This is a genomic window from Kitasatospora sp. NPDC047058, assembly GCF_040643935.1.
Taxonomy (GTDB): Bacteria; Actinomycetota; Actinomycetes; order Streptomycetales; family Streptomycetaceae; genus Kitasatospora.
The window spans coordinates 33,204-53,787 of sequence record NZ_JBEYVJ010000016.1; the positions used below are offsets into that span (position 1 = coordinate 33,204).

The 20,584-nt window shown below is 73.1% G+C and carries 13 protein-coding genes, 1 rRNA gene and 1 pseudogene; 9 read left to right on the plus strand and 6 right to left on the minus strand.

The annotated features are described in order from the left end of the window. The first annotated feature begins 225 nt into the window (after nucleotides 1–225). Nucleotides 226–1,938, plus strand: a complete 1,713-nt coding sequence (locus tag ABZ885_RS04200) for an RICIN domain-containing protein (protein ID WP_360183160.1) — start codon at nucleotides 226–228, stop codon at nucleotides 1,936–1,938. 30 nt (nucleotides 1,939–1,968) lie between these two features. Here the strand turns inward: ABZ885_RS04200 and ABZ885_RS04205 are convergent. Next, nucleotides 1,969–2,109: pseudogene (locus tag ABZ885_RS04205) on the minus strand (NPCBM/NEW2 domain-containing protein); the annotation flags it as partial. A gap of 136 nt (nucleotides 2,110–2,245) precedes the next feature. Between ABZ885_RS04205 and ABZ885_RS04210 the strand changes: the two are divergent. The 7 genes from ABZ885_RS04210 (at nucleotide 2,246) to ABZ885_RS04240 (ending at nucleotide 10,503) form a co-directional block, all read left to right on the plus strand. After that, nucleotides 2,246–3,442 carry a M6 family metalloprotease domain-containing protein gene (locus tag ABZ885_RS04210; RefSeq protein ID WP_360183162.1) on the plus strand — a complete coding sequence of 399 codons (1,197 nt, stop codon included), beginning with the start codon at nucleotides 2,246–2,248 and terminating at the stop codon, nucleotides 3,440–3,442. A gap of 117 nt (nucleotides 3,443–3,559) precedes the next feature. Next, the gene (locus ABZ885_RS04215; protein ID WP_360183164.1) at nucleotides 3,560–4,405 is read left to right on the plus strand and encodes an RICIN domain-containing protein; all 846 of its coding nucleotides are present in this window, start codon (nucleotides 3,560–3,562) and stop codon (nucleotides 4,403–4,405) included. A gap of 480 nt (nucleotides 4,406–4,885) precedes the next feature. Continuing rightward, nucleotides 4,886–5,164 (plus strand): hypothetical protein, encoded by a 279-nt coding sequence (locus tag ABZ885_RS04220; protein ID WP_360183166.1) that lies wholly within the window; start codon nucleotides 4,886–4,888, stop codon nucleotides 5,162–5,164. 240 nt (nucleotides 5,165–5,404) lie between these two features. Further along, on the plus strand, nucleotides 5,405–7,660 hold the full coding sequence (locus ABZ885_RS04225) for an RICIN domain-containing protein (protein WP_360183168.1): 2,256 nt from the start codon (nucleotides 5,405–5,407) through the stop codon (nucleotides 7,658–7,660). A gap of 150 nt (nucleotides 7,661–7,810) precedes the next feature. Beyond that, nucleotides 7,811–8,548, plus strand: a complete 738-nt coding sequence (locus ABZ885_RS04230) for a hypothetical protein (protein WP_360183170.1) — start codon at nucleotides 7,811–7,813, stop codon at nucleotides 8,546–8,548. 440 nt (nucleotides 8,549–8,988) lie between these two features. Then, nucleotides 8,989–9,465, plus strand: a complete 477-nt coding sequence (locus ABZ885_RS04235) for a hypothetical protein (RefSeq protein WP_360183172.1) — start codon at nucleotides 8,989–8,991, stop codon at nucleotides 9,463–9,465. A 132-nt stretch (nucleotides 9,466–9,597) separates the two neighbouring features. Beyond that, the gene (locus ABZ885_RS04240; RefSeq protein ID WP_360183174.1) at nucleotides 9,598–10,503 is read left to right on the plus strand and encodes an arginase family protein; all 906 of its coding nucleotides are present in this window, start codon (nucleotides 9,598–9,600) and stop codon (nucleotides 10,501–10,503) included. A gap of 48 nt (nucleotides 10,504–10,551) precedes the next feature. Here the strand turns inward: ABZ885_RS04240 and ABZ885_RS04245 are convergent, their stop codons facing one another. The 3 genes from ABZ885_RS04245 to ABZ885_RS04255 form a co-directional block, all read right to left on the minus strand. Beyond that, nucleotides 10,552–11,283 carry a flavodoxin family protein gene (locus ABZ885_RS04245; protein ID WP_360183176.1) on the minus strand — a complete coding sequence of 244 codons (732 nt, stop codon included), beginning with the start codon at nucleotides 11,281–11,283 and terminating at the stop codon, nucleotides 10,552–10,554. 154 nt (nucleotides 11,284–11,437) lie between these two features. Beyond that, nucleotides 11,438–12,178, minus strand: coding sequence for a DUF5995 family protein (locus tag ABZ885_RS04250; RefSeq protein WP_360183178.1), 741 nt, complete (start codon nucleotides 12,176–12,178; stop codon nucleotides 11,438–11,440). Between the two features lie 252 nt (nucleotides 12,179–12,430). Continuing rightward, nucleotides 12,431–14,095 (minus strand): peptide-N4-asparagine amidase, encoded by a 1,665-nt coding sequence (locus ABZ885_RS04255; RefSeq protein WP_360183180.1) that lies wholly within the window; start codon nucleotides 14,093–14,095, stop codon nucleotides 12,431–12,433. Between the two features lie 287 nt (nucleotides 14,096–14,382). Between ABZ885_RS04255 and ABZ885_RS04260 the strand changes: the two genes are divergently transcribed. Further along, on the plus strand, nucleotides 14,383–18,486 hold the full coding sequence (locus ABZ885_RS04260; protein ID WP_360183182.1) for an AAA family ATPase: 4,104 nt from the start codon (nucleotides 14,383–14,385) through the stop codon (nucleotides 18,484–18,486). 83 nt (nucleotides 18,487–18,569) lie between these two features. Here ABZ885_RS04260 and ABZ885_RS04265 read toward each other — a convergent pair whose 3' ends face one another. Together ABZ885_RS04265 and rrf are read right to left on the minus strand one after the other, a co-directional pair. Then, nucleotides 18,570–20,012: a glyceraldehyde-3-phosphate dehydrogenase gene (locus tag ABZ885_RS04265; protein WP_360183184.1), complete on the minus strand. Its 1,443-nt coding sequence runs from the start codon at nucleotides 20,010–20,012 to the stop codon at nucleotides 18,570–18,572. A gap of 334 nt (nucleotides 20,013–20,346) precedes the next feature. Then, nucleotides 20,347–20,463: ribosomal RNA gene (gene rrf / locus ABZ885_RS04270) — 5S ribosomal RNA — on the minus strand. Nucleotides 20,464–20,584: the final 121 nt, after the last annotated feature.

The window sequence follows — 20,584 nt, forward strand, 5'->3', positions numbered from 1 at the left end:
CATCGCGGCCAAGATCCTCTACCGGCGGGTAGGGAAGTCGCCGCAGAAACCCCGGCGCGCGCCCGACAGCTCGTCGGGGGCGCGATTCCGGCACCCACCACCGCCTCCGCGACATTCACGTCCGTGGCGTTCCGGTCACGGCCTGCAATGCCCCCGGCCTGCCGGCCGTTCCGCGCGGTGACCGTTCGATGACAAACGCCCACCGGGGCGCACAGAGGAGCAGAGATGTCGGATTCGGTGACCGGCGTAACCACGACGGATGCCGAACTGGCACGCCTGATCCGCGACGGGCACGAACGGGACCGTTCCCCGGCGGCCGCAGAGCTGACGCACCGGCACATCGCCGCCGTACGCGCCTACGCCGGTCTGCTCTGCGCGGACGAACGCGCTGCGGAGGAGCTCGCGGACGAGTCCTTCGAGCGGACCCTGGAAGCCGTCCGGACCGGCACCGGGCCGACGGCGGGCTGGCGGCCGTACCTGCTGGCCGAGGTGCGGAGGACCGCGGCCGGCCGGGCCGACACCGGACGCGGAGCGGCGCTGAGCACCGGCTTCGCCTCCTGGCTCGAAACGCTCCCCCAGCCGGATCCCGCGGCCCCCTCGGCGCGCGACGCCGCCACCGCGGCGGAAGCGGACGCCTTCCTCCTGCGCGGGTTCCTCGGCCTGTCGGAGCATCAGCAGGCCGCGCTGTGGGACTGCCTGGGCGATCCCGCCGACCAGTCGACGACACCTCGGCCGGTACCGGAGGCACCGGCCCGTCAGATCCTCTACGAGGCCTACCTGCAGGCGTACGCCGCGCGCGTTCCCGATCGGTCGTGCCGTCACCTGACCGCCGCACTGGGCGAGTTCGTCCGGGACGGCGCCGCCGACGACACCGAGAAGCTCGGCGGCCACCTGTCGCGGTGCGACGGTTGCGGTCGCGCCCGGGCGGAGCTGACCGCCATCGACCTCTGGCAGCGACCGGTCCTGCTCCGGGGGCTGCTGCTGTGGGCGGGAGAACCGTCGTCCACCGCCCTGCCGGTGGCCGCTGCCGGCACCCTCCCGGCGCCGGCAGCCGCACCACGACCCGCCACGCGAACCCGCGCGCGTCCGCCGCACGACGGCGGCCGGCGCCCCGGCGGGCGGCGCGCCATGACGTCCTTCGCCGCGGCCGGGGCCGGCGCAGCGGCGGCGCTGGTCATCGCCGGGGTGGTGCTCACGACGGTGCAAGCCGCGGGAACGCACCCTTCACCGGCCGGCGCCCTCACGCTGCCGAGTTCCGTGGAACCGGCCTCCCCCGCGGGTCCCGCGAGCACGGGTCCGGTGACCATCGCGGACTCGCCGTCGGACGGCCCGTCGGCCACCCCGTCGCCCACGGCCCCGACCACCCCGGCATCGGCCGGCCCGTCACACGTCAAGCCGGCCACGTCTGCACCGGCAACGCCGTCCCCCGCCCCGTCGAGCCCCGCACCGACGACGGAGGCCGTGGCACCGCCACCGAGCCAGCCGACCGGCCTCCCGCTCGTCAACAGGGTCTCGGGGCTCTGCGTCGGCCTCACCGACCGGAATCCCGGCAGCCCGCTGCAGCTCCAGCAGTGCACCGGCCAGGCCGCCCAGCGCTGGGAACGCCTGACGGTCGGCCAGGACACCTACCAGCTCCGCAATGCGGACACCGGGATGTGCCTGGACGGGACCACCGCCGGCGGAAACTCGGTCACCGTCGTCATGCGGAGCTGCCGATCCGGCGCGCAGGCCGCGCAGCAGCTCTGGCGGTTCGAACCGGACGCCAAGACCGGCGCCGTCCGCCTCTGGTTCGTGCCGCCCGTCCCGTCGAGCGACTACGCCTCTCATCTGTTCGGCCCGTACAACTGGCCGGAGGCCGACCCGCCGCGCATCGGATCGGCCCTCGTCCAAGAACCCGACTACTACCACTCCAGCAGCTTCCTGTTCACCCTCGGCTGACGGGAGGACGGGGGCGCGCCCGGGGGGGACCACCAGGCGGAGGGTGCTGCCGCCGGTGAGGTCGGCGCTCAGGTGCTGGACGGCGGGCTTCCCGGTCAACGTGCCGCTGTCGGCGACCTTCGTGGTGTCCCGGTAGATCTGGAAGTCCACCGAGCCGTTGCCGCGCGCCACCGCCGACCGCGGGGTAAGCGGAACTTTAGGGCTTGGTTAGCCGCGTCTTCGCGGGGCGGTTCGGGCCCCGTCACGGCTCCTACGATCGGCCGGGCACGGCGAGTCGTCGCCAGTGCGGATCAGTAGGGAGAGCAACATGGCACGTCACCGTCGCACCAGGCGCATCACCGGCGCCGCCCTGGCCGCCGCGACCCTGATCGGTGGCGGTGTGTACCTGAGCACCGGGTCCGACCCGGCATCGGCCGCGATCGCGGAGTCGGCCGCGAGCTGCAAGTTGCGGGCGACGGACGCCAATCTGTCGGAGGGTTTCGGCAGCCAGTCCGGCCTCGTGCCGTCCACCGGGACCGTGAACGCCAAGATGATCTTCGTGGACTTCCCCGACGCCCAGGCGAACGACGACACCACCTCCTTGTACGACCAGCTCGCGCCCGGCGCCACCGACTGGTTCTCCACCGCCTCCTACGGCCGGCTGAACCTGCACATCTCGGCGGACACGAGCCGCTTCTACCGCATGCCCGACTCCTCCGACAGCTACGGCTACCAACGCGGCCTGAGCTACGAGAGCCACCAGCAGTACATCCAGGACGCCGTGCGGGCCGCCGGCCGCTCGGTGGACTTCAGCGGTACCCAGATCCTCTACATCGTGCCGACCAGGCGGGCCTCGGCGATCTCCTTCTCCCCCACCTTCATGGGCAGCGTGACCACCGCCGACGGCACCGTCATCGACAAGACCGTCACCCTCGGGCAGGACCTGTGGGCCTGGGGATCGGGCGTGATGAACCACGAAACCGGCCACGCCATGGGGCTGCCCGACCTCTACTCCCTCGGGTCCGGGGACGCCCACGGCTACGTCGGCGGCTGGGACATGATGGGCCTCATCTCCGGCCCCGACCCGGACCGCTTCGGCTGGCACAAGTGGAAGCAGCAGTGGATCGACGACAACCAGGTCGGCTGCGTCACCGGCCAGGGCGGCAAGACCGTGACCCTCACCCCGCTGGAGACGAACGGCGGCAAGAAGATCGCCGTCGTCAGGACCGGTTCCACCCGCGCCGTCGTCGCCGAGGTCCGCGGAAAGCAGGGCGTCGACGGCGGCGCCTGCAAGACGGGTGTCCTGATCTACACCGTCGACACCACCGTCAACAGCGGCGACGGCCCCGTCCGCGTCCAGGACGCCCGCCCCGACTCCGGCGGCTGCGGGGGGCACGAACTCAACGACGCCACCTTCGGCTACGGCGGCGACGCCGTCACCCACTACCGCGACGCCGAGTCCGGCGCGACGATCGACGTCACCGGCCACAGCGGCGGCAACTACACCCTGACCATCCGCAAGTAGCCGAAGCGGCACCGGTCGGCACCGGGCTCCTGGGGCATCCACCGGTTCCTGCCGGTGCCCAGTACGCACCCCGCGCGGCAGTGGACCCGTCGTGGGATGTCGTGGGATGGAGAAGAGATGGCGGATCCGGTGACTGACCCGACCACGTATCCCGGACCGGCACACCCGGTCCGGGAGGAACCCGCACCGCGCTCCGCACCGTGCACCCGGGCCCGTCCGCCGTACACCGACGGCCGGCGCCCCGGCGGGCGCCGCGCGCTGACGTCCCTCGCCGCCGTCGGGGCCGGCGCGGTGGTGGCACTGGTCATCGCCGGAGTGGTGCTCACGGCCGTCCACTCGGCGGGAACGCACCGTCCGCCGGCCGGCGCCCTCACGCTCCCCGGCTCCACGGAGTCAGCGCCCTCCCCGAGCGCCACGAGCGCGGGTCCGGAGACCGTCTCGCAGGCGCCGCCGGCCGCCGCCCCGTCCACGGTACCGACGGTGGCCGTCACGCCGACGCCGGCCGGACAACTCGGCGCTCCCCTCGTCAACAAGAGCTCGGGGCTCTGCGTCGGCATCACCGACCGGAAGGCCGACAGCCCGCCGCAGCTCCAGCCGTGCACCGGCCAGGCCGGCCAGCGATGGGAGCGCCTGGCCGCCGATCAGGACACCTACCAACTCCGGAACGTGGACACCGGCATGTGCCTGGACGGCACCACCGCCGGCGGGGACACGGTCGTGGTCGTCGTCCGGAGCTGCCGCTCCGGTGCGCAACGCGCGCAGCAGCTCTGGTGGTTCGAACCGGACGCCAGGACCGGCGCCGTCCGCCTGTGGTTCGTGCCGCCCGTCCCGTCGAGCGAGGACGCCTCCCACCTGCTCGGCCCGGAGCACTGGGCGCATGCCGACCCGACCCGCGCCGGATCGGCCCTCGTCCACCTGCCCGACTACTACCACTCCAGCAGCTTCCTGTTCACCCTGGGCTGACCGGGCGGATCCGCGCCCACTGCCGAACGCGGCTCAGCCGCATCGGAGTTGACGGTCGGCCCGGCCTGCGTGGTCACGGCCGGCAGAACGAGGCCGACGACGCCGCGGTACACCGGCGAAGCGGGCCTCCTCGCACAGGGCTCCGGATCCACCGCCGGCGGCGTAACGGCCGCCGCGTGAACGGGAGTTGCTGCCACCGGACGGCCGACACCGCCTGGCGAAGCCGCACCCGGGGCGGGCGTGCCGCGGACTCACCCGCGGTGCCGGTCGCCGCGCCGGGCAGGGGTGGCCGTGTCCCCGTGCCCGTTTCTCCGCACCACCCCTCCAACCGCTGGCGCAGCACTGTCGATCACGGGTTAAGCGGAACGTTAGGGCTTGGTTAGCCGCGCCTTCGAGGGCCGGTTTCGGCCACATCACTGCTCCTACGATCAGCCAGGCACAGCGAGTTGTCGCCATTTCGGACCAGCAAGGAGATCGACCATGGGACGTCATCGCCGCACTGAAGGCATCATCGGCGCCGCTCCGAGCGTCGCCACCGTGACCGGTCACGGTGTGTATCCGGCCGACGGTCCCGCCCCGGTCGCCTGCGACCAGGACGCCCGCCCCGGCTCCGCCGGCAGCGGAGAGCACGGACCCGACGACACCGCCTCCGGCCACGGCGGCGACGCCGTCATCCACGACGGCGGTGCCGGGTCCGGTACCACGATCGAGGCCACCGGCCGCAGCGGCGGCACGTACTCCTTGGCCGTCCGGCCGTAGCCGGAGCGGCACCGGGTGGTGCCGAACTCCCGCCGCCCGAAACGCCGTCGGCCGCGGCAGCGCTCACCGTCCGGGCCGGGCACGGGGCGCCAGGCGCCCCTCCGAAGAGCCACCCACTGCCGCAACCGCCCCACCGCTCGCGGCCGGCACCCGCCCGACCCGGGCGAGGAAGCAAGCCCGCCGCAAGCGCGGGCAACCCGAAGGGCCACCCCCGGGCCCTCACCGAAGGAAAGGAACGTGATGGGACACCGGAGCAGCGAGCTTCGCCGTCGCCGGCAGAAGCGCTCGACCCGCACGACGGCACTGGTCAGCCTGGCGGTCGCAGCCGGCATGATCGCAGGCGTGCTGGGAATCCAGACCGCGTTGGACACGCCCTCCCGAAACTCGGCCGTGGCGTCGGCCGACGGTCTCGGCGCGGGCCAGATGGTCGGTCTGGTCACCGACGACGACGGCGAGACCGGCTCCGCCGAGAGCGGCACCAAGGCGCCGGCTGCCCCGAAGCGTGACACCAAGGCGACGCCGCTCAAGGAGATACCCAAGGAGCAGCCCGACCGTGGTCTCGTCTACACCGGTCTGAGCCTGCCCAGTGACGACGGCTGTGCCGGGCAGCTGCAGGTCAGCGGTGGTTCGCTGTGCAGCCACGGTCCCGACGCGCCGCCGCAGGGCGTCGACATCCACAAGGACGTCGCCCCGGTCGCCGCGGCCGCCGCGCAGCCGGCCGCGCTGACCCCGCCCGCGAACGCCCAGCCGCCGTCCGCCGCCGACCTGTTGAAGGGCGGTGCGCCGGCCCTGGACGCCGGGAGCAAGGCGGTGCTCGGCGACGCGGCCGGCGCCCCGCAGCAGAACCCGGCCGCCGGTGCGGCCGCGGGCGGCTCGGCCGTGGTCTGCGACGGCGACGGCAGCAGCGGCAACCGCGTGCAGGTGGTGTACGTCCACGCCCCGGGCAACGACCGCTTCGCCCAGTACCTGGCCTCGTTCAAGAAGTGGGCCGCGGACGTCGACACCATCTACAACGCCAGCGCCCAGGAGACCGGCGGCGAGCGGCACGTGCGCTTCGTCACCGAGTCCGACTGCACCGCCGCGGTGCTGAACGTCCAGATCTCCGACGCCGAGATCAGGGACTTCAACTCGCAGAACAACGCGCTGGCCAAGCAGGGGTTCAACCGCAAGGACCGCAAGTACATGATGTTCACCGACGCCAAGGTGTACTGCGGCATCGGTACCTTCGCCGGTGACGAGCGTCCCGGCGCCGACAACCAGAGCAACTTCGGCCCCTCCTACGGTCGTTCCGACTCGGGTTGCTGGGACGGCGCCACCGCCGCGCACGAGCTCGGCCACAACCTGGGCGCCGTCAACGACAGCGCGCCGAACTCCAGCAAGGCCGGCCACTGCGTCGACGAGTGGGACCTGATGTGCTACTCGGACGCCCCCAACTACCCGGCGATGAAGACCGTCTGCCCGGACAACAAGCACGACGAGCGGCTCGACTGCCGCCACGACGACTACTACAACACCAGCCCCGCGGCCGGCAGCTACCTGGCCACGCACTGGAACGTCGCCAACAACCGCTTCCTGATCGCGGGCGGCGGCACCGGCCCGAACCCCAACCCGACCCCCACCCCGACCAAGACCGCCACGCCGTCGCCCACCGCGACCGCCACGCCCACCAAGAACCCGACGCCGACCCCGACCCCGACCGCGACGGCCACCGGCACCTCCACGCCGACCCCGACGCCGACGGCGACGGCCACCGGCACCTCCTCCCCGACCGCCACGCCGACCCCGACCGCCACCCCGACCACCGGCTCCACCGGCCCTGACGTGACGGTCAGCCAGGTCACCCAGAACTCCGCCATGCTGAGCTGGCCCGCCGTCAACGGCGCCGCCGGCTACGACGTGCTGCTCAACGGCCAGTCCGTCGGCACCGTCCGCACCACCGTGGTCGGCCTGGTCCGGCTCGCCCCGGGCACCCAGTACAGCGTGGCCATCGCCTCCCGTGACGCCGCCGGCAAGGTCTCCAAGCCGGGCCGCACCGTGACGTTCAAGACCACCGCCGACTCCGGCAAGCCGCAGCCCGGCACCCGCTACACCCTGGTGAACGGCCTCACCGGCCAGGCCGCCGACCTGTGGGGCAGCTCGATGAACGACGGCACCGTCGCCATCGCCTACCAGCGCACCGGCTACGCCAACCAGAAGTGGACCTTCGAGGACGCCGGCTCCGGCGCCGTCCGGATCAAGTCCGCGCGCTCCGAGAAGTGCCTCCAGCTGGGCGGTGACGCAGTGGCCGGCCAGTACGTCGCCCAGCAGCCCTGCTCCGACGCGCCCGCGCAGAAGTGGCAGGTGAACTCCTCCAACGGCGGCGTCACCATCACCGCCCAGAGCTCCTCCCTCGTCCTCGGCATCAGCAACCGCTGGTACTACGGCGGCTGGCTGCTGGAGCTCCAGCAGCCCAACGGCCAGGCCTTCCAGAACTGGTCGCTGCAGAAGGCCTCCTGACCCGAGGCAGCCCGCCGACCGCTGAGGTCCGCCGTCAGCCCTGACAGGGCCTGCGGCTCCGGGCAGGACCGATCCGGCCGGGTGCGGCCGCCGTGAACCCACGGCGGCCGCACCCGGCCGTCCCACTCACCGCACGAGGAAGCACCGCCCATGCGCATCCGTTCCACCGCCGCCGCCCTGGCCGTCGCCGGGGCGGCCGTTCTCACAACCGGCACCGTCACCGCCTCCGCCCACGGCGACACCGTCCACCTGGAGATCACCGGGGCGGACAACGGGCACGTCACCACCGCCGCCAGCTTCGAGAACGACCGCGACCCGGTCACCGAGGGGTTCGCCGGCTCGCTCGCCGCCACCTCCTCCGACGGGCGCACGGTGGGCCCCTGGCGCCTGGTCGCCGTCCCGGGCCGCCCCGGCAGCTACACCACCCGGGAGATCCTGCCGGCCGGCCACTGGAAGATCACCGTCGACTGCGCCTTCCCCGACCTCGGCCACGGCGAGCGCGAACTCGACGTGCAGGCCGCCGCCATCACCGACCCGGTCGGCTCCATGCCCACCACGGCCCCCACCTCCGGGCCGACCACCGTCCCGTCCCCGGTCGTCACCCTCGGCCCGACCGCCGGCCCGACGGCCCCCGCCCCCACCGGCACCACCATCACCGACCCCATCGGCTCCATGCCCACCACGGCCCCCACCGCGGCCCCCACCTCCGCGCCCACCGACCCCGCTCCCCCGGCCGCCACCGCGACGTCCGGCCCCCGGACCGAGCACACCGCGGACGACCACGGCCCGTCCGTCGCCATCTGGGCCGCCGGCGGCACCGCGGTCGTCCTCGCCGTCCTCGTCGCCGTCGGCCTCCGGCTCCGCCGCCGCAACGCCGGCCGCGACTGAGCCACCGCCCGGCCGAAGCGCCGATCGCGGGGAGCCGGGCCCGCCCCGCCGGTGCGACGCGCCGAACCGCACCGACGCGGCGGGCTCACCGGCCCGTGACCGTGCGCTGCACCCCGTGGTGCGTTTCGACGCACTGCAGGCCATTCCCGGTCACGCGAAATTCACAGATCGGGGTCTACTCGCATAGACAACGGTGGGGCATCCTGGTGCGACGCCGACGCTCGAAGCCCGCCCCTCGTTCCCCGGGAACCGCGGGCGGTGGTGCCGGCCGGATCGACCGGCCCTCGCGCCGGAGCACCGCCGCGTCACAGCACTGCGTACGACCCCTGCGTCCGGGCCGGTTCCGCGGGCCCGGCGCCGGACTTCCCGCCCTCCCGCCGAGGCGCGGCAGGAGGGCGGGGGTCGAGTCGGAGGCACACCATCCTCACCGGGAGATGCAGATGAAGCCACGCACCGCAGCCACCGTCGTCGCCCTGGCCCTGGCCGGCCTCGCCGTCTCGGCGCCCACGGCCGGCGCCAGCGGTACCAAGCTGTCGCAGTCGGCGGCCGCCGGTCAGCTGAGCAACGCCGGCATCACGTGGAGCTCCAGCGGGGGCTGCACCACCAGGTCCAACTCCACCTGCACCTCGTTCGAGCAGATCAACTCGGGCACGGTGAGCGCCGTCATCACCCTCAAGCGGGCCAGCGGCTGTGCCATCAACATCACGGGCGGGACCGAGGTGGGCCACGCCTCCGGCACCTACAGCCACTACAACGGCTACAAGGTCGACATCTCCCGCAGTTCCTGCATCGACGGCTACATCCAGAACAGCTTCACGTACATCGGCTACCGGGGCGACGGCTACCCGCAGTGGAGGGCCGCATCGGGCAACCTGTACTGCAACGAGGGCAGCCACTGGGACATCCTCGTCTACTGACACCGGCCCCGGGTGCCGGCGTCCCGAGGGGCGCCGGCACGCCTCGGTGCGCACCGGCCCCGGCCGTGTCGGCACCCGAGGCGCAGGCGCAGCCCGCTCGCGCCCGTCCGGGCGGCCCGCGATGATGGGTGGATGCGACGGGATCTCGTTGTGGTGGGCGCGCCGACCAGCGCGGGCAGCTACGCACCCGGCCAGGAAGCCGCACCGGGCGTGCTGCGCGAGCTGGGCCTGATCGACCGCCTGAGGGCGGCGGGCCGCCGGGTGCGGGACGCCGGGGACGGGCCGCTGCAGGTGTGGGCCCCGGACCCGCAGCACCCGCGGGCCCAGAACCTCGCGGCCGTGGTCCAAGCCGCCAAGGCGGTCGCCGACCACGTCGCCGGAGCGCTGGAGGAGGACGCGGACGTCCTGGTCATCGGCGGCAACTGCACCGTCGCACTGGGCGTGATGGCCGCTCTCACGGCGCACGACCCGGACGCCGGTCTGCTCTACATCGACCGGCACTTCGACCTCAACACACCCGCGAGCACCCGCGACGGCGCCCTCGACTGGATGGGGCTCGCCCACGGACTGGACCTGCCCGGAGCCGAGGAGTCACTGGCGGACGCCTTCGCCCGCCGCCCGCTGCTCACCCCGGACCGGCTCCACCTCCTCGGCGTCGACCCCGGGGCCGCCACCTCCTGGGAACGCGAGCAGGCGAGCGGCCTGGGCCTGCGGTGGGGCTCGCACAGCGATCTCGCCGCGTCACCCGCCACCGAGGTGACACGGGCCCTCGGTACGCTCCCGTCCGGTCCGCTGGCCGTGCACGTCGATGTCGACGTCCTGGACTTCACCGACGCGCCGCTGGCCGAAAGCACGGACGGCCGCAACAGCGGCCCCACGCTCGACGCCCTGTCCGAGGCGCTGGACACCGCCTGCCGGGACCCGCGCTTCCGGGCCCTCTCGATCTGCGAGCTCAACCCTTCCCGCGCCGCCGGACACCCCGCCGTCCTCCACCGGTTCGCGGCGAGCCTTCAACACGCCCTGCGCGCAACCCCGTGAACCCCCTGGGACGCGCCGTGCGACGGTGCTCTCAAGCCCGGCCCGCACCTACCGGTGCTCGGGGTTGTCGGAGTCGAAGCGGCAGCCGGCGTCCCACTCGGAGCGCTGGTTGCCGTGGGCGGGGATGCCGCCGGCGTCCTTGAGCAGGCGGGCCAGGTGGAGCAGGTTCCAGGTCATGAACGTGGTGTTGCGGTTGGTGAAGTCGTTCTCCGGCCCGCCCGACCCCTCGTCGAGGTAGGACGGCCCGGGGCCCGCCTCGCCGACCCAGCCGGCGTCGGCCTGCGGCGGGACGGTGTAGCCGAGGTGCTGGAGGCTGTAGAGCACGTTCATCGCGCAGTGCTTGGCGCCGTCCTCGTTCCCGGTGATCAGACAGCCGCCGACCCGGCCGTAGTAGGCGTACTGGCCTTCGGAGTTGAGGATCGACGAGCAGGCGTAGAGGCGCTCGACGACCTTCTTCATCACCGAGGAGTTGTCGCCGAGCCAGATCGGGCCGGCCAGGACGAGGATGTCGGCGGCCATCACCTGGCTGTAGAGGACCGGCCAGTCGTCCGTCTCCCAGCCGTGCTCGGTCATGTCGGGCCAGACGCCGGTGGCGATGTCGTGGTCGACCGCCCGCAGGACGTCGACCTGGACGCCCTGGCGCTGCATGATGCCGGTGCTGACGTCGATCAGGCCCTGGGTGTGGCTGCGTTCGGGTGAGCGCTTGAGGGTGCAGTTGAGGACCAGGGCGCGCAGGTCGTCGTAGCGGCGGGGCGGGGCGGACATCGGCGGGGTGGACATCGACGGGGCCTTTCGACGGGGCGGCGGCACGGGCGGGTCTCGTCCACCAGTCCACCCGGCCCGCCCGGCCGCCGCCCGCCGGGCTGGGCCGACTGCCTGAGCGACGGCGCCGTTCGCCCGCGCCCTCGCGCCACCGCCCTGCGCTCGCGGACCGTCAGGCGGAGCCGTCAGCCGGACCGTCGGGCCGCTCGGCCGGCGGGAGGACGGGCGTGACGAGCAGCCGGCCCGCCAGTTCGGTGCCGGAGGTGACGGCGGTGAGGGTGGCGTCGAAGACCGGGCGCAGGTTGCGCTCGTGCCAGAGGGTCTGGGTGGTGGCCCAGGCGCCGTCGCGGGCGCGGGCGACGGAGAAGCCGGCGACGATGTGCCGGAGCGGCCCGGCGGCCCGGGTGCCGGCCCTGCCGACCTCCGCCTGGAAGGAGGCCCGGGCCTCCGCCTCGGCCTGTGCGAGCAGCTCGTTCAGCTTGAGGTAGTCGGCGTGCACGGGCGGGGTGTCCGGGGTGGTGCGGTGATCGATGCAGGCGGCCACCACGGCGAGCGGGAGGTCGTGGCCGATGTGGGCGTTCATCCCGGCGAAGGCGAACTGGACCGGCCGGACCATCCGGTCGTCCCGGGCCTCGAACAGCGGTTGCCAGGCCGGGCTCACCGGGCGGCCCGCCTCGGCGGCGTCCAGCGCGTCGAAGTAGAGGTTGGCGAAGACCACGTCCAGCCGCTCGATGAAGTCCCGGTCCTCGAAGTGGCCGGCCCCCAGCCGTTCGCCGACGAGTTCGGTGAACCGCAGGGACGTCCGGTTGAAGCAGGCGACGCCGTCACGCGGGTCCAGCCGGTCCCTGATCGCCCGCATCCGCTCGACGACCTCCGCGAGGCTCTGCGCGGCCCTGGTCCGCGACTGGGTCATGGGTTCCCCTTTCGAGGCTTTTGGGTGGGTCTGTCCGGCCCGACTGTCACGTTGACACACCGGCCGGTGCCGACACGCCCGGCGCCGGCCCGGACACACCGCCGCCGGTCACCCGAACCGCCCCACGCCACCCCGTACCGCCGCCCCGCCCGGACACCCCGTACCGCCGCCCCGCCCGGACACCCGGCAACGGCCGGAGCCGGCCCCCGCCCCAGCGGTGACCGGCTCCGGTCTGTCTCTCCTCCCGGCCGTCTACCCCACGGGCCAGCCGTCCACCGTCGTGATGCTCCGGTGGTAGGGCCCCTCCGGTCCGGTGCTGCGGTAGTCCTCGGCCGAGCCGCCGCTGCGGACGGCGCTGTCGCCGTCGTGCCGGTGCGCGGTGGGACGCAGCGTGTGGTCGACGGTCGCGCGGTCGGTGATCCGGGCGCCGACGGCGGTGGTCGCCTCCCGGTGGTAGCCGAGGTCCATGGCCGTCCGCTGGTCGGTGTTCCCCGCCGCGTCGTGCGTGACGCGGTAGCTCACCTCCAGCGGCGCGCCCTCGCGCACGGTGCTGGTGCGGTGCGGGCCGGAGCCCCAGCTGGCGGTGGTCCGGGTCAGGTCGGTGCGGTTGTGCAGGGTCAGGTCGTTGCCGCTGTCCCGGAACTGCTGGGCGGAGCCGAAGGCGAGGTCGTCGCGGACCTCGGTGGTGACCCGTCCGTGCGAGGTCTGCACCCAGCCGCGGGCCAGGTCGTGCCGGCTCGCGGTGACGTTCCAGTCCCCGCTGCCGCCGCCGTGGTCCGCCAGGACGGTCCCGACCGCGGCCTCCGGGGCGACCCGGTACTCCGTGAGCTGTCCGGTGGTGCGGGCGGCGCCGTGGTCCACCTCGGCGAACAGGTTGACCTGCCCGGTCCAGAGGTCGTTGGCCTGCGCCTCGGCGGCGTTCACGGCGATGCCGACGACGTGCGGGCGCCCGTCCAGCAGCAGGCCGACGTAGGGCGTCAGGTCGATCCGGTAGGCGGGCAGGTCGAACGCGAAGATCCCGGGGGTGGGCCGCCAGAGCAGCGGGTCCCAGCCGCCGGTGTAGATCACCGGGTACGGCCAGACCGCGCCGGCCACCCGCCCGTCGATGCTGAGCCGCAGTTCGCGGAACGGCCCCTTGCCGCACACCCCGGTCCCGGTGTTGCCCCGGGCGAACTCGTCGGGCGCCGAGGCGTAAGCGAACTCCTCGCAGGCCCCGCCGCCGCGGGTGTACACCTCGGCGGTCAGCCGTTCCAGGTTCGGCGGGAAGGTGAGCTCCCGGGCGGCGGCCGGCGCCGCCTGGGTGAGCCCGAACGGCCCGGTGGTCAGCACCCGGTCGGCCGTCCGCGCGGCCGGCCAGCGCCCGGAGGCGGTGTAGAAGGTGAGGCTCGCCGAGATCCGGAAGACGCCCGTGTACGTGGCGTCGGTGACGTTGGCGAGGTCGAAGGAGAACGGCTGCGCGCCGCCCGCGAACAGCGGCGCGTACCGGGTCACGTCCCGTTCGACGGACCACTCGATCCCGTCCTTGGACGGCTCGGGCGTGGAGGAGAGCAGCACCTGCACCCCGCCGACCCGCACGCTGAACAGCCGGTCGAACTGCCGCCCGGCCACCTGCCCGTGCAGGTCCAGCACGACCGCCGACCACGGCCCGGCACACTCCGCCGGCGGCGCGACGGTCGCGGTGTACGGCGTGTCCGGCGGGTTGCCGTACCCGTTCCGGAACGGCTGGTCGTGCATCACCTCGACGGTGCACGACCGGGTGTCCGGCCTGCTGAGCGGCTTCGCCGCACTGAACGGGTCGTGGTAGTCGGTCCCGAAGTCGGCCTGCGCCGGCCCGGCGGCGGCCACCGCCCCGGCGAGCGCGAGCACGAATGCGCCGGCCACCCGGCCGGCTCGGCGGATCAGCGTACGGACAGCCAACGGTGCCCCTCTCCTCAGCCCGGACGGGCGGCCCCGGCCGGACGCCCCGGCCGGAAACGGCCCCGGCATCCTCCCGACACTGGCATGCCACCGTCAATACGGCGGACCCTTCCGGCCGACCGGCTCCCCGACGGCCTGAGCCGGTATCACCCCCGGCACCCCCCACAGACGTTCAGTAACGAATGCGGCATTCCACACCCGATGTCCGTGCACGTTCTGATAGGCATGTGGCCGCTGCAGGGGCGCGTGTTGGCGCCGTGCAGCACCCGTGGGAGGGGAAGCAGCACGTGAGCACGACATCGAAGGCGGCCGTGATCGCCGCCGAACAGCAGGCCGTCGACCGGGCGTACGCCTGCTACGAGGCGGCACTCGCCGAACTGGCGGGCGGCGCGTCCGCCCGGGCGGCGGCCAGCGGCAAGGACGGCATCGCCGCCCGGGCGGAGTCCCAGGCCCGGGCGGACGTCTTCCGCCTGGAGGGCGAGAACCTGGTCACGATGCGTGTGGACGCCCAACCGGACGGCGCGACCGAGCCGGAGGTCTTCTACCTCGGGCGCCGGACGGTCCACGACGCCGAGACCAGAGACGCCGTGGTCATCTCGTGGACCAACAAGCTCGCCACCGCGTGGCGCCTGGCCACGCCCGGCTCCCCCGGCGAGGTACGCCTGCGGCGGCGGCTGGACTGCGACCGTCGGACGGTCACGGACTACCGCGACGAGATCACCCGGCACGTCCCCGCTGCCACCGGCGCCGGCGACCGCCGCATCCCGTCCCCCGGCGACCTGTTCCGCGACGGGAACGTCCGGCAGCCCGCCGTGGACGACCTCCTCCTCCGGGACCTGCAGCGCTCCCGGCGCACCCGGATGCGCGACATCGTCGAAACCATCCAGCCCGACCAGATGGCACTGGTCGCCGGCCCGTCCACGGACGTCCTGGTCGTCCAGGGCGGCCCCGGCACCGGAAAGTCCGCCGTCGGCCTGCACAGGGTCACCTGGCTCGTCGACAACAAGCACTTCCGGGCCGAGGACATCCTGGTCGTCGGGCCGCACCGGCGGTTCCTGGAGTACGTCGGCAAGGTCCTCCCCACCCTGGGGACGCGCGACGTCACCGCGGTCGAACTCCCCCTGCTCTGGCCGGGCGGCGTACGGGCCGAGGACGAGCCGCCGGTCCGCCGGGTCAAGTCCGGCGAGCGCATGGCGGAGGTGCTGCGCCGCCGGGTGGAGGGCCACTGCCGGCCGACCGCGGTCGACGCCGCCATGACCGCGCCGGCGGACGAGCAGGCGGAGCCGGTGTTCACCGTCGTCCTGGGCAGCGCACCCCTGCGGGTCGCCGCCTCCGAGGTCCACCGCGTCTTCGAGGACGCCCGCAACGGACCGGGCCACTACCGGGCCCGCCGGGACCGCTTCCGCGACCTGCTGGTGGACCGTCTGCTGGTTGCGCTGCAGGAGGGCTTCCCCCAGCGGGCCCGTGACCGGACCGTTCGGCGGGACATCGAACGCCACCGGCAGGTGGCCGCGCTCGTCGAGCGGGCCTGGCCTCCCCTCAGTCCGGAGGAGGCCCTGCGGAGCCTGTTGAACTCCCCCGGCAAACTGGCCGAATGCGCCTCCGACGTGCTCGACGCGGAGGAGCAGGCACTGCTGCGACGAGCGCCCGCCGAACGCGCGGAGGACGAGCCGTGGACCCTCGACGACCTGGTGTGCCTGGAGGAACTGCGTTCCCTCATCTCGGGGGAGACTCCGCAGCGCTACCCGCACATCGTCGTGGACGAGGCCCAGGACCTGACCCCCATGCAGGCCAGATCGCTGCAGCGGCGCAACCCGAAGGGGTCGATGACCGTTCTCGGTGACCTCGCGCAGGCCACCGGGCCGCACAGCTACGGGGACTGGGAGCGGCTCGGCCGGATCCTCGCAGGTGCCGGCGGCTGGCACCTCGAACAGCTCACCACCAGCTACCGGGTGCCGGCCCAGATCATGGACTTCGTCGCTCCGCTGGCCCGCGCGGTGGCCCCGTCCGTGCCGTTCCCCGCTGCGATCAAGGAGGCGGACGGGGACGCCGTGCGCATCGTGGAGACCGCGCCGTGGCAGCTGCTCGCCGAGGCCGTCGGTCACGCGGCGAGGCTGGCCGGATCCGACGGCCGTACCCAGCGCTCGATCGCCCTGGTCGTACCCGACGATTCGGACTGGCTCCAGCAGGTGCGACTGCTGGTCGACTCCACCGCGGAGATGACCGAGGAGGTCCGGGAGGCGGTCACCGTCCTGACCGCCGGCGAGGCCAAGGGCATGGAGTTCGACCACGTCCTCGTCCTGGAGCCGGCCACGATCACCGCCCGCGGCCCCGAAGGACCGCGCCAGCTGTACGTCGCGCTGACCCGCAGCACCCAGACCCTGACCGTCCTGCACACCTCGCCGCTGCCCGCGGTGATGCTGCCCGACACGGACCACGGCTCGTCCGCCGACGACGGCAACGACGGCGGCGGCGGCAACGACGGCGGCGAGGCCGAAGAGCTGCCGGTTCCCCCGTCCGCGCAGCCGGCTGAGGGCTGCTGCTCGCGCTTCCACAGTGACGGCACCCGGTGCGAGCTGCCGACCGGCAACGCCGACGGCTGGTGCCGGGACGCCTCCTGCGGCGGCTACCGGACGAGTTCACCCCCGGAACGGCCGCCCACCCGCTACCTGCCCCGGGTACCCGCCGACGCCGACCTCGGCGCCGGGCTGGAGCCCTCCGAGGAGTTCTTCGCCGGGCTCCGGGTGACCCGGGCCGCCTCCCAGGCCTTCGTGACCGCCCACGGTGGCAGCCCCCAGGAGGCCGAGGCCGAGATCCGCTCCGTCCTCACCGCCTTCCTGACCGAAGGGCGCCAGGCCCAGCAGCCGGACGGCTACCGGCTCGTCGACCTCCACGGCTACCGGTTCGTCCTGAGCCCCGACGGAACGGCCCTCACCGGCTACCGCAGCGTGCACGGCGAGCGGAGCCCGGCCCAGTTCATCGCCGGCGTCCCGTCCAGGTACCGGGGCCCCGGGTCCGGCAACGACGCCGGCCGCGGTCCCGGCCTCGACGACGTGGCAGCCGTGCGGGCCCTGGCCGCCGAGGACATCCAGGTGAGCAGCGACACGCGCACCGTGTTCGCCGGCCTCACCCCGGACCAGCCGGGCACCTCGGCCCCGGGCTTCCTCGGCAGGCTCCAGCACTCCCTCGCCGCGGACCTGGCCGACGGCCACATCGAGATCGCTTCGCGCGGCAACCTCATGGTGCGCGGCCGCACGCTCACCTGGACGCTCACGCCGGACGGCCGGGCGGTCGTGTTCGTCCGCCGGCACACCCCCCTGGATGCGGAGATCCATGCCGCCCACGGCCTGCCGGAGGCGGACGAACTCGACCCGGGTACCGCGTTGAGGGTCCGCGCCCTCGCCCACGGTGACCAGCTGCACTGGCGGGTCACTCCGGTCACGCCCGACCGGAACAGGCGGTACATCCTGCAGCTCCGGCCCGACGACCCGCGGCCCGAAGCCGGAACCGAACTGGACGTCTGGGTCGTCCGACGGCGCTCCGGCGTCCACGTCGTGTCGGCCAACGACTTCGGACGCCACCCGGTCTCCGCTCCGGCCGCCGAACGCTACGCGCACGCGCTGGCCGTGCTGATCGCCCTCGACGAAGGCTCGCTCACCGGAGGCACGGACACCGGCCTCGCCGAACTCACCAGGCTGGCCAACGGCTGCCTCCGCCGGGACCAGCTCGACTGGCTCGCCGTCCGGCGACTGCTGGGCTCGCCGTCCACCGAGGAGCTGGCAGCACTGCGGGACGCCTCCCGGAAGCTGCCGGCAGCCGTGCACGCCGGCGACACCACCCGGCTGAAGCAGCTCAACGAGGAACTGCGGGCCGGCGACTGGCAGCGACGAGCGGCCACCGCGCTGAGCTCGCTCCGGCAGCAGGACGCGTCCGGAGCAGTCGCCGCACCGTCGCCGGAGGACGTGCTGACGGCTGCACTCACGGCTGAGCTCACGGCCGCGGCGGAGGAGGACCGGACGTGCCTCAAGCACGAGGCGGTCCGCCACCAGCTCAAGAGCTCGCTCCTGTTCGCCGGGCACCGGCTGGTGGACTCCCCGATCGCCGACGTCATCCGCCCCGGAGACCGTGGCCCGGTCGTCTACGAGGTCCTCCCGGCCGGCCGCACCTCGTACCACGCGGTGCGCGCGGGCGCCGTCCGCCTGCGGGAGATCGGCCAGTTGACGGACGCCCCGCCCGAGCAGCTCTACCTCGTCCTCCCCGAGCCGCCGGACGAGCCGTGGATCCCCGGCCTCGTCCACCGCGTCCTGGAGGTCTCCGTCCTGTGGCACTCCGCCACCGGCTGGCAGGGCCCCGACAGCCCCCGCGCCACGGGCAGCCCCGGGGACGCCTGAACCGTCGGCAGGCGCCACGACGAACGACAGCGGGGCGGCAACCGGAAGACCGGTTGCCGCCCCGCTCGTCGGTTGCCCGGGGATCAGACCGCCGGGGCCGGGTAGGTCGGGTACTCGACGCCCGAGACGTACTGGACGACCCGGATGACCTGGCAGGAGTAGCCGAACTCGTTGTCGTACCACAGGTAGAGGATCGCGTTGTCGCCCTCGACCTTGGTGGCGCCGGCGTCGACGATCGAGGCGTGGCGCGAGCCGATGAAGTCGTTCGACACCGCGTCGGGGGCGGTGGTGAAGTCGATCTGGCGCCGCAGCGGCGAGGTCAGCGAGACGTCGCGGAGGTACTCCAGGACGTCCTCGCGGGTGGTCTCGCGGGCCAGCTGCAGGTTGAGGATGGCGATCGAGACGTCCGGCACCGGCACGCGGATCGAGCTGCCGGTGATCTTCGCCTTGAGCTCGGGCAGCGCCTTGGAGACGGCCGAGGCGGCACCGGTCTCGGTGATCACCATGTTCAGCGGTGCCGAACGGCCGCGACGGTCGGCCTTGTGGTAGTTGTCCAGCAGGTTCTGGTCGTTGGTGAACGAGTGGACGGTCTCCACGTGGCCGCGCAGCACACCGTACTGGTCGTCCATCGCCTTCAGCGGCGGGACGATCGCGTTGGTGGTGCAGGAGGCGCAGGACAGGATCTGCTCGTCGGGCTTGATCGTGTCGTGGTTGACGCCGTGCACGATGTTCGGGACGTCGCCCTTGCCCGGAGCGGTCAGGACGACCTTGTCGATGCCGGGGCGGAGGTGCTTCGACAGGCCCTCGCGGTCGCGCCACTTGCCGGTGTTGTCGATCAGGATGGCGTCGTTGATGCCGTACGCCGTGTAGTCGACCTCGGACGGGTCGTTGGCGTAGATCACCTTGATCGCGTTGCCGTTGGCGACGATCGTGCTGGTCGCCTCGTCGACGGTGATGGTGCCCTGGAACTGCCCGTGGATGGAGTCGCGACGCAGCAGCGAGGCGCGCTTCACGATGTCCTGGTCGCCGCCCTGGCGGACGACGATGGCCCGCAGCCGCAGACCGTTGTCCGAGGCCTTCTCGATCAGCAGGCGGGCGACGAGGCGGCCGATGCGGCCGAAGCCGTAGAGCACGACGTCGCGCGAACCGGCACGCTCGATCTTGTTGGCACCCGTGGCACCGGCCACCGCCCGGGCGGTGAACTCCTCCACCGACAGGCCCTGGTCGTCGGCCGCGTAGGTGGCGGCGAGCATGCCGATGTCGATCTGCGACGGACCGAGGTCCAGCGTGGTGAGCGCCTGCAGGAAGGGCAGCGTCTCGGTGACCGAGAGCTCCTCGCCGGCGATCTGGCGGGCGAACCGGTGGGTCTTCAGAATGCTGACCACCGACTTGTTCACCAGGGAACGGCTGTGCAGCAGGACGGTGACGTCCCGCTCCCGGTGCAGTCGGCCGATGACCGGAATCATCGACTCCGCGATCTCCTCGCGGTTCTTCCAGTCCGTGAACACGTCGTCGTTGACAGTCACAAGTCCATCTTTCGAGCTAGGGAGGGTGCCGCCATCCTAGCTTTCGGCCGCATCGGCCCTTCACACGGACCCCCACGGACCCCCTCTGAGCACCGGCTTCCCCCCACCGCGGCACTGCTGCACACCCCCTAAATCCCTTGGCAGAGCCGCCCGGTGGGACCTGGGCGGCCGGCCCCGGCGGACCGAACGTGAAGTTCGCCACCCTCGGCGGTGAACCCGGGATGACGGCCCGCGGGACGGCGATCTCCGCTCTCGGAAAGGGGCTCGGAATCGGGGCGGGAAATGCAGAGAACCCCCGTCCGGTTTCCCGGGCGGGGGTTCTCTGTGAATGATTGTTCGGCGGCGTCCTACTCTCCCACAGGGTCCCCCCTGCAGTACCATCGGCGCTGTGAGGCTTAGCTTCCGGGTTCGGAATGTAACCGGGCGTTTCCCTCACGCTATGACCACCGAAACACTATGAAACTGTCGACCCGCCGGCAGGGCGGTCGTTGTTTCAGAACAACACAGTGGACGCGAGCAACTGAGGACAAGCCCTCGGCCTATTAGTACCGGTCAACTCCACCCCTCACAGG

Excerpts from the sequence above, each read along its gene's own strand:
- ABZ885_RS04235 (WP_360183172.1), top strand. The coding sequence starts at position 8,989 with ATGAAGCCACGCACCGCAGCCACCGTCGTCGCCCTGGCCCTGGCCGGC.
- ABZ885_RS04245 (WP_360183176.1), bottom strand. The coding sequence starts at position 11,283 with ATGTCCACCCCGCCGATGTCCGCCCCGCCCCGCCGCTACGACGACCTG.
- ABZ885_RS04220 (WP_360183166.1), top strand. The coding sequence starts at position 4,886 with ATGGGACGTCATCGCCGCACTGAAGGCATCATCGGCGCCGCTCCGAGC.
- ABZ885_RS04215 (WP_360183164.1), top strand. The coding sequence starts at position 3,560 with ATGGCGGATCCGGTGACTGACCCGACCACGTATCCCGGACCGGCACAC.
- ABZ885_RS04230 (WP_360183170.1), top strand. The coding sequence starts at position 7,811 with ATGCGCATCCGTTCCACCGCCGCCGCCCTGGCCGTCGCCGGGGCGGCC.
- ABZ885_RS04210 (WP_360183162.1), top strand. The coding sequence starts at position 2,246 with ATGGCACGTCACCGTCGCACCAGGCGCATCACCGGCGCCGCCCTGGCC.
- ABZ885_RS04225 (WP_360183168.1), top strand. The coding sequence starts at position 5,405 with ATGGGACACCGGAGCAGCGAGCTTCGCCGTCGCCGGCAGAAGCGCTCG.
- ABZ885_RS04200 (WP_360183160.1), top strand. The coding sequence starts at position 226 with ATGTCGGATTCGGTGACCGGCGTAACCACGACGGATGCCGAACTGGCA.
- ABZ885_RS04250 (WP_360183178.1), bottom strand. The coding sequence starts at position 12,178 with ATGACCCAGTCGCGGACCAGGGCCGCGCAGAGCCTCGCGGAGGTCGTC.
- ABZ885_RS04240 (WP_360183174.1), top strand. The coding sequence starts at position 9,598 with ATGCGACGGGATCTCGTTGTGGTGGGCGCGCCGACCAGCGCGGGCAGC.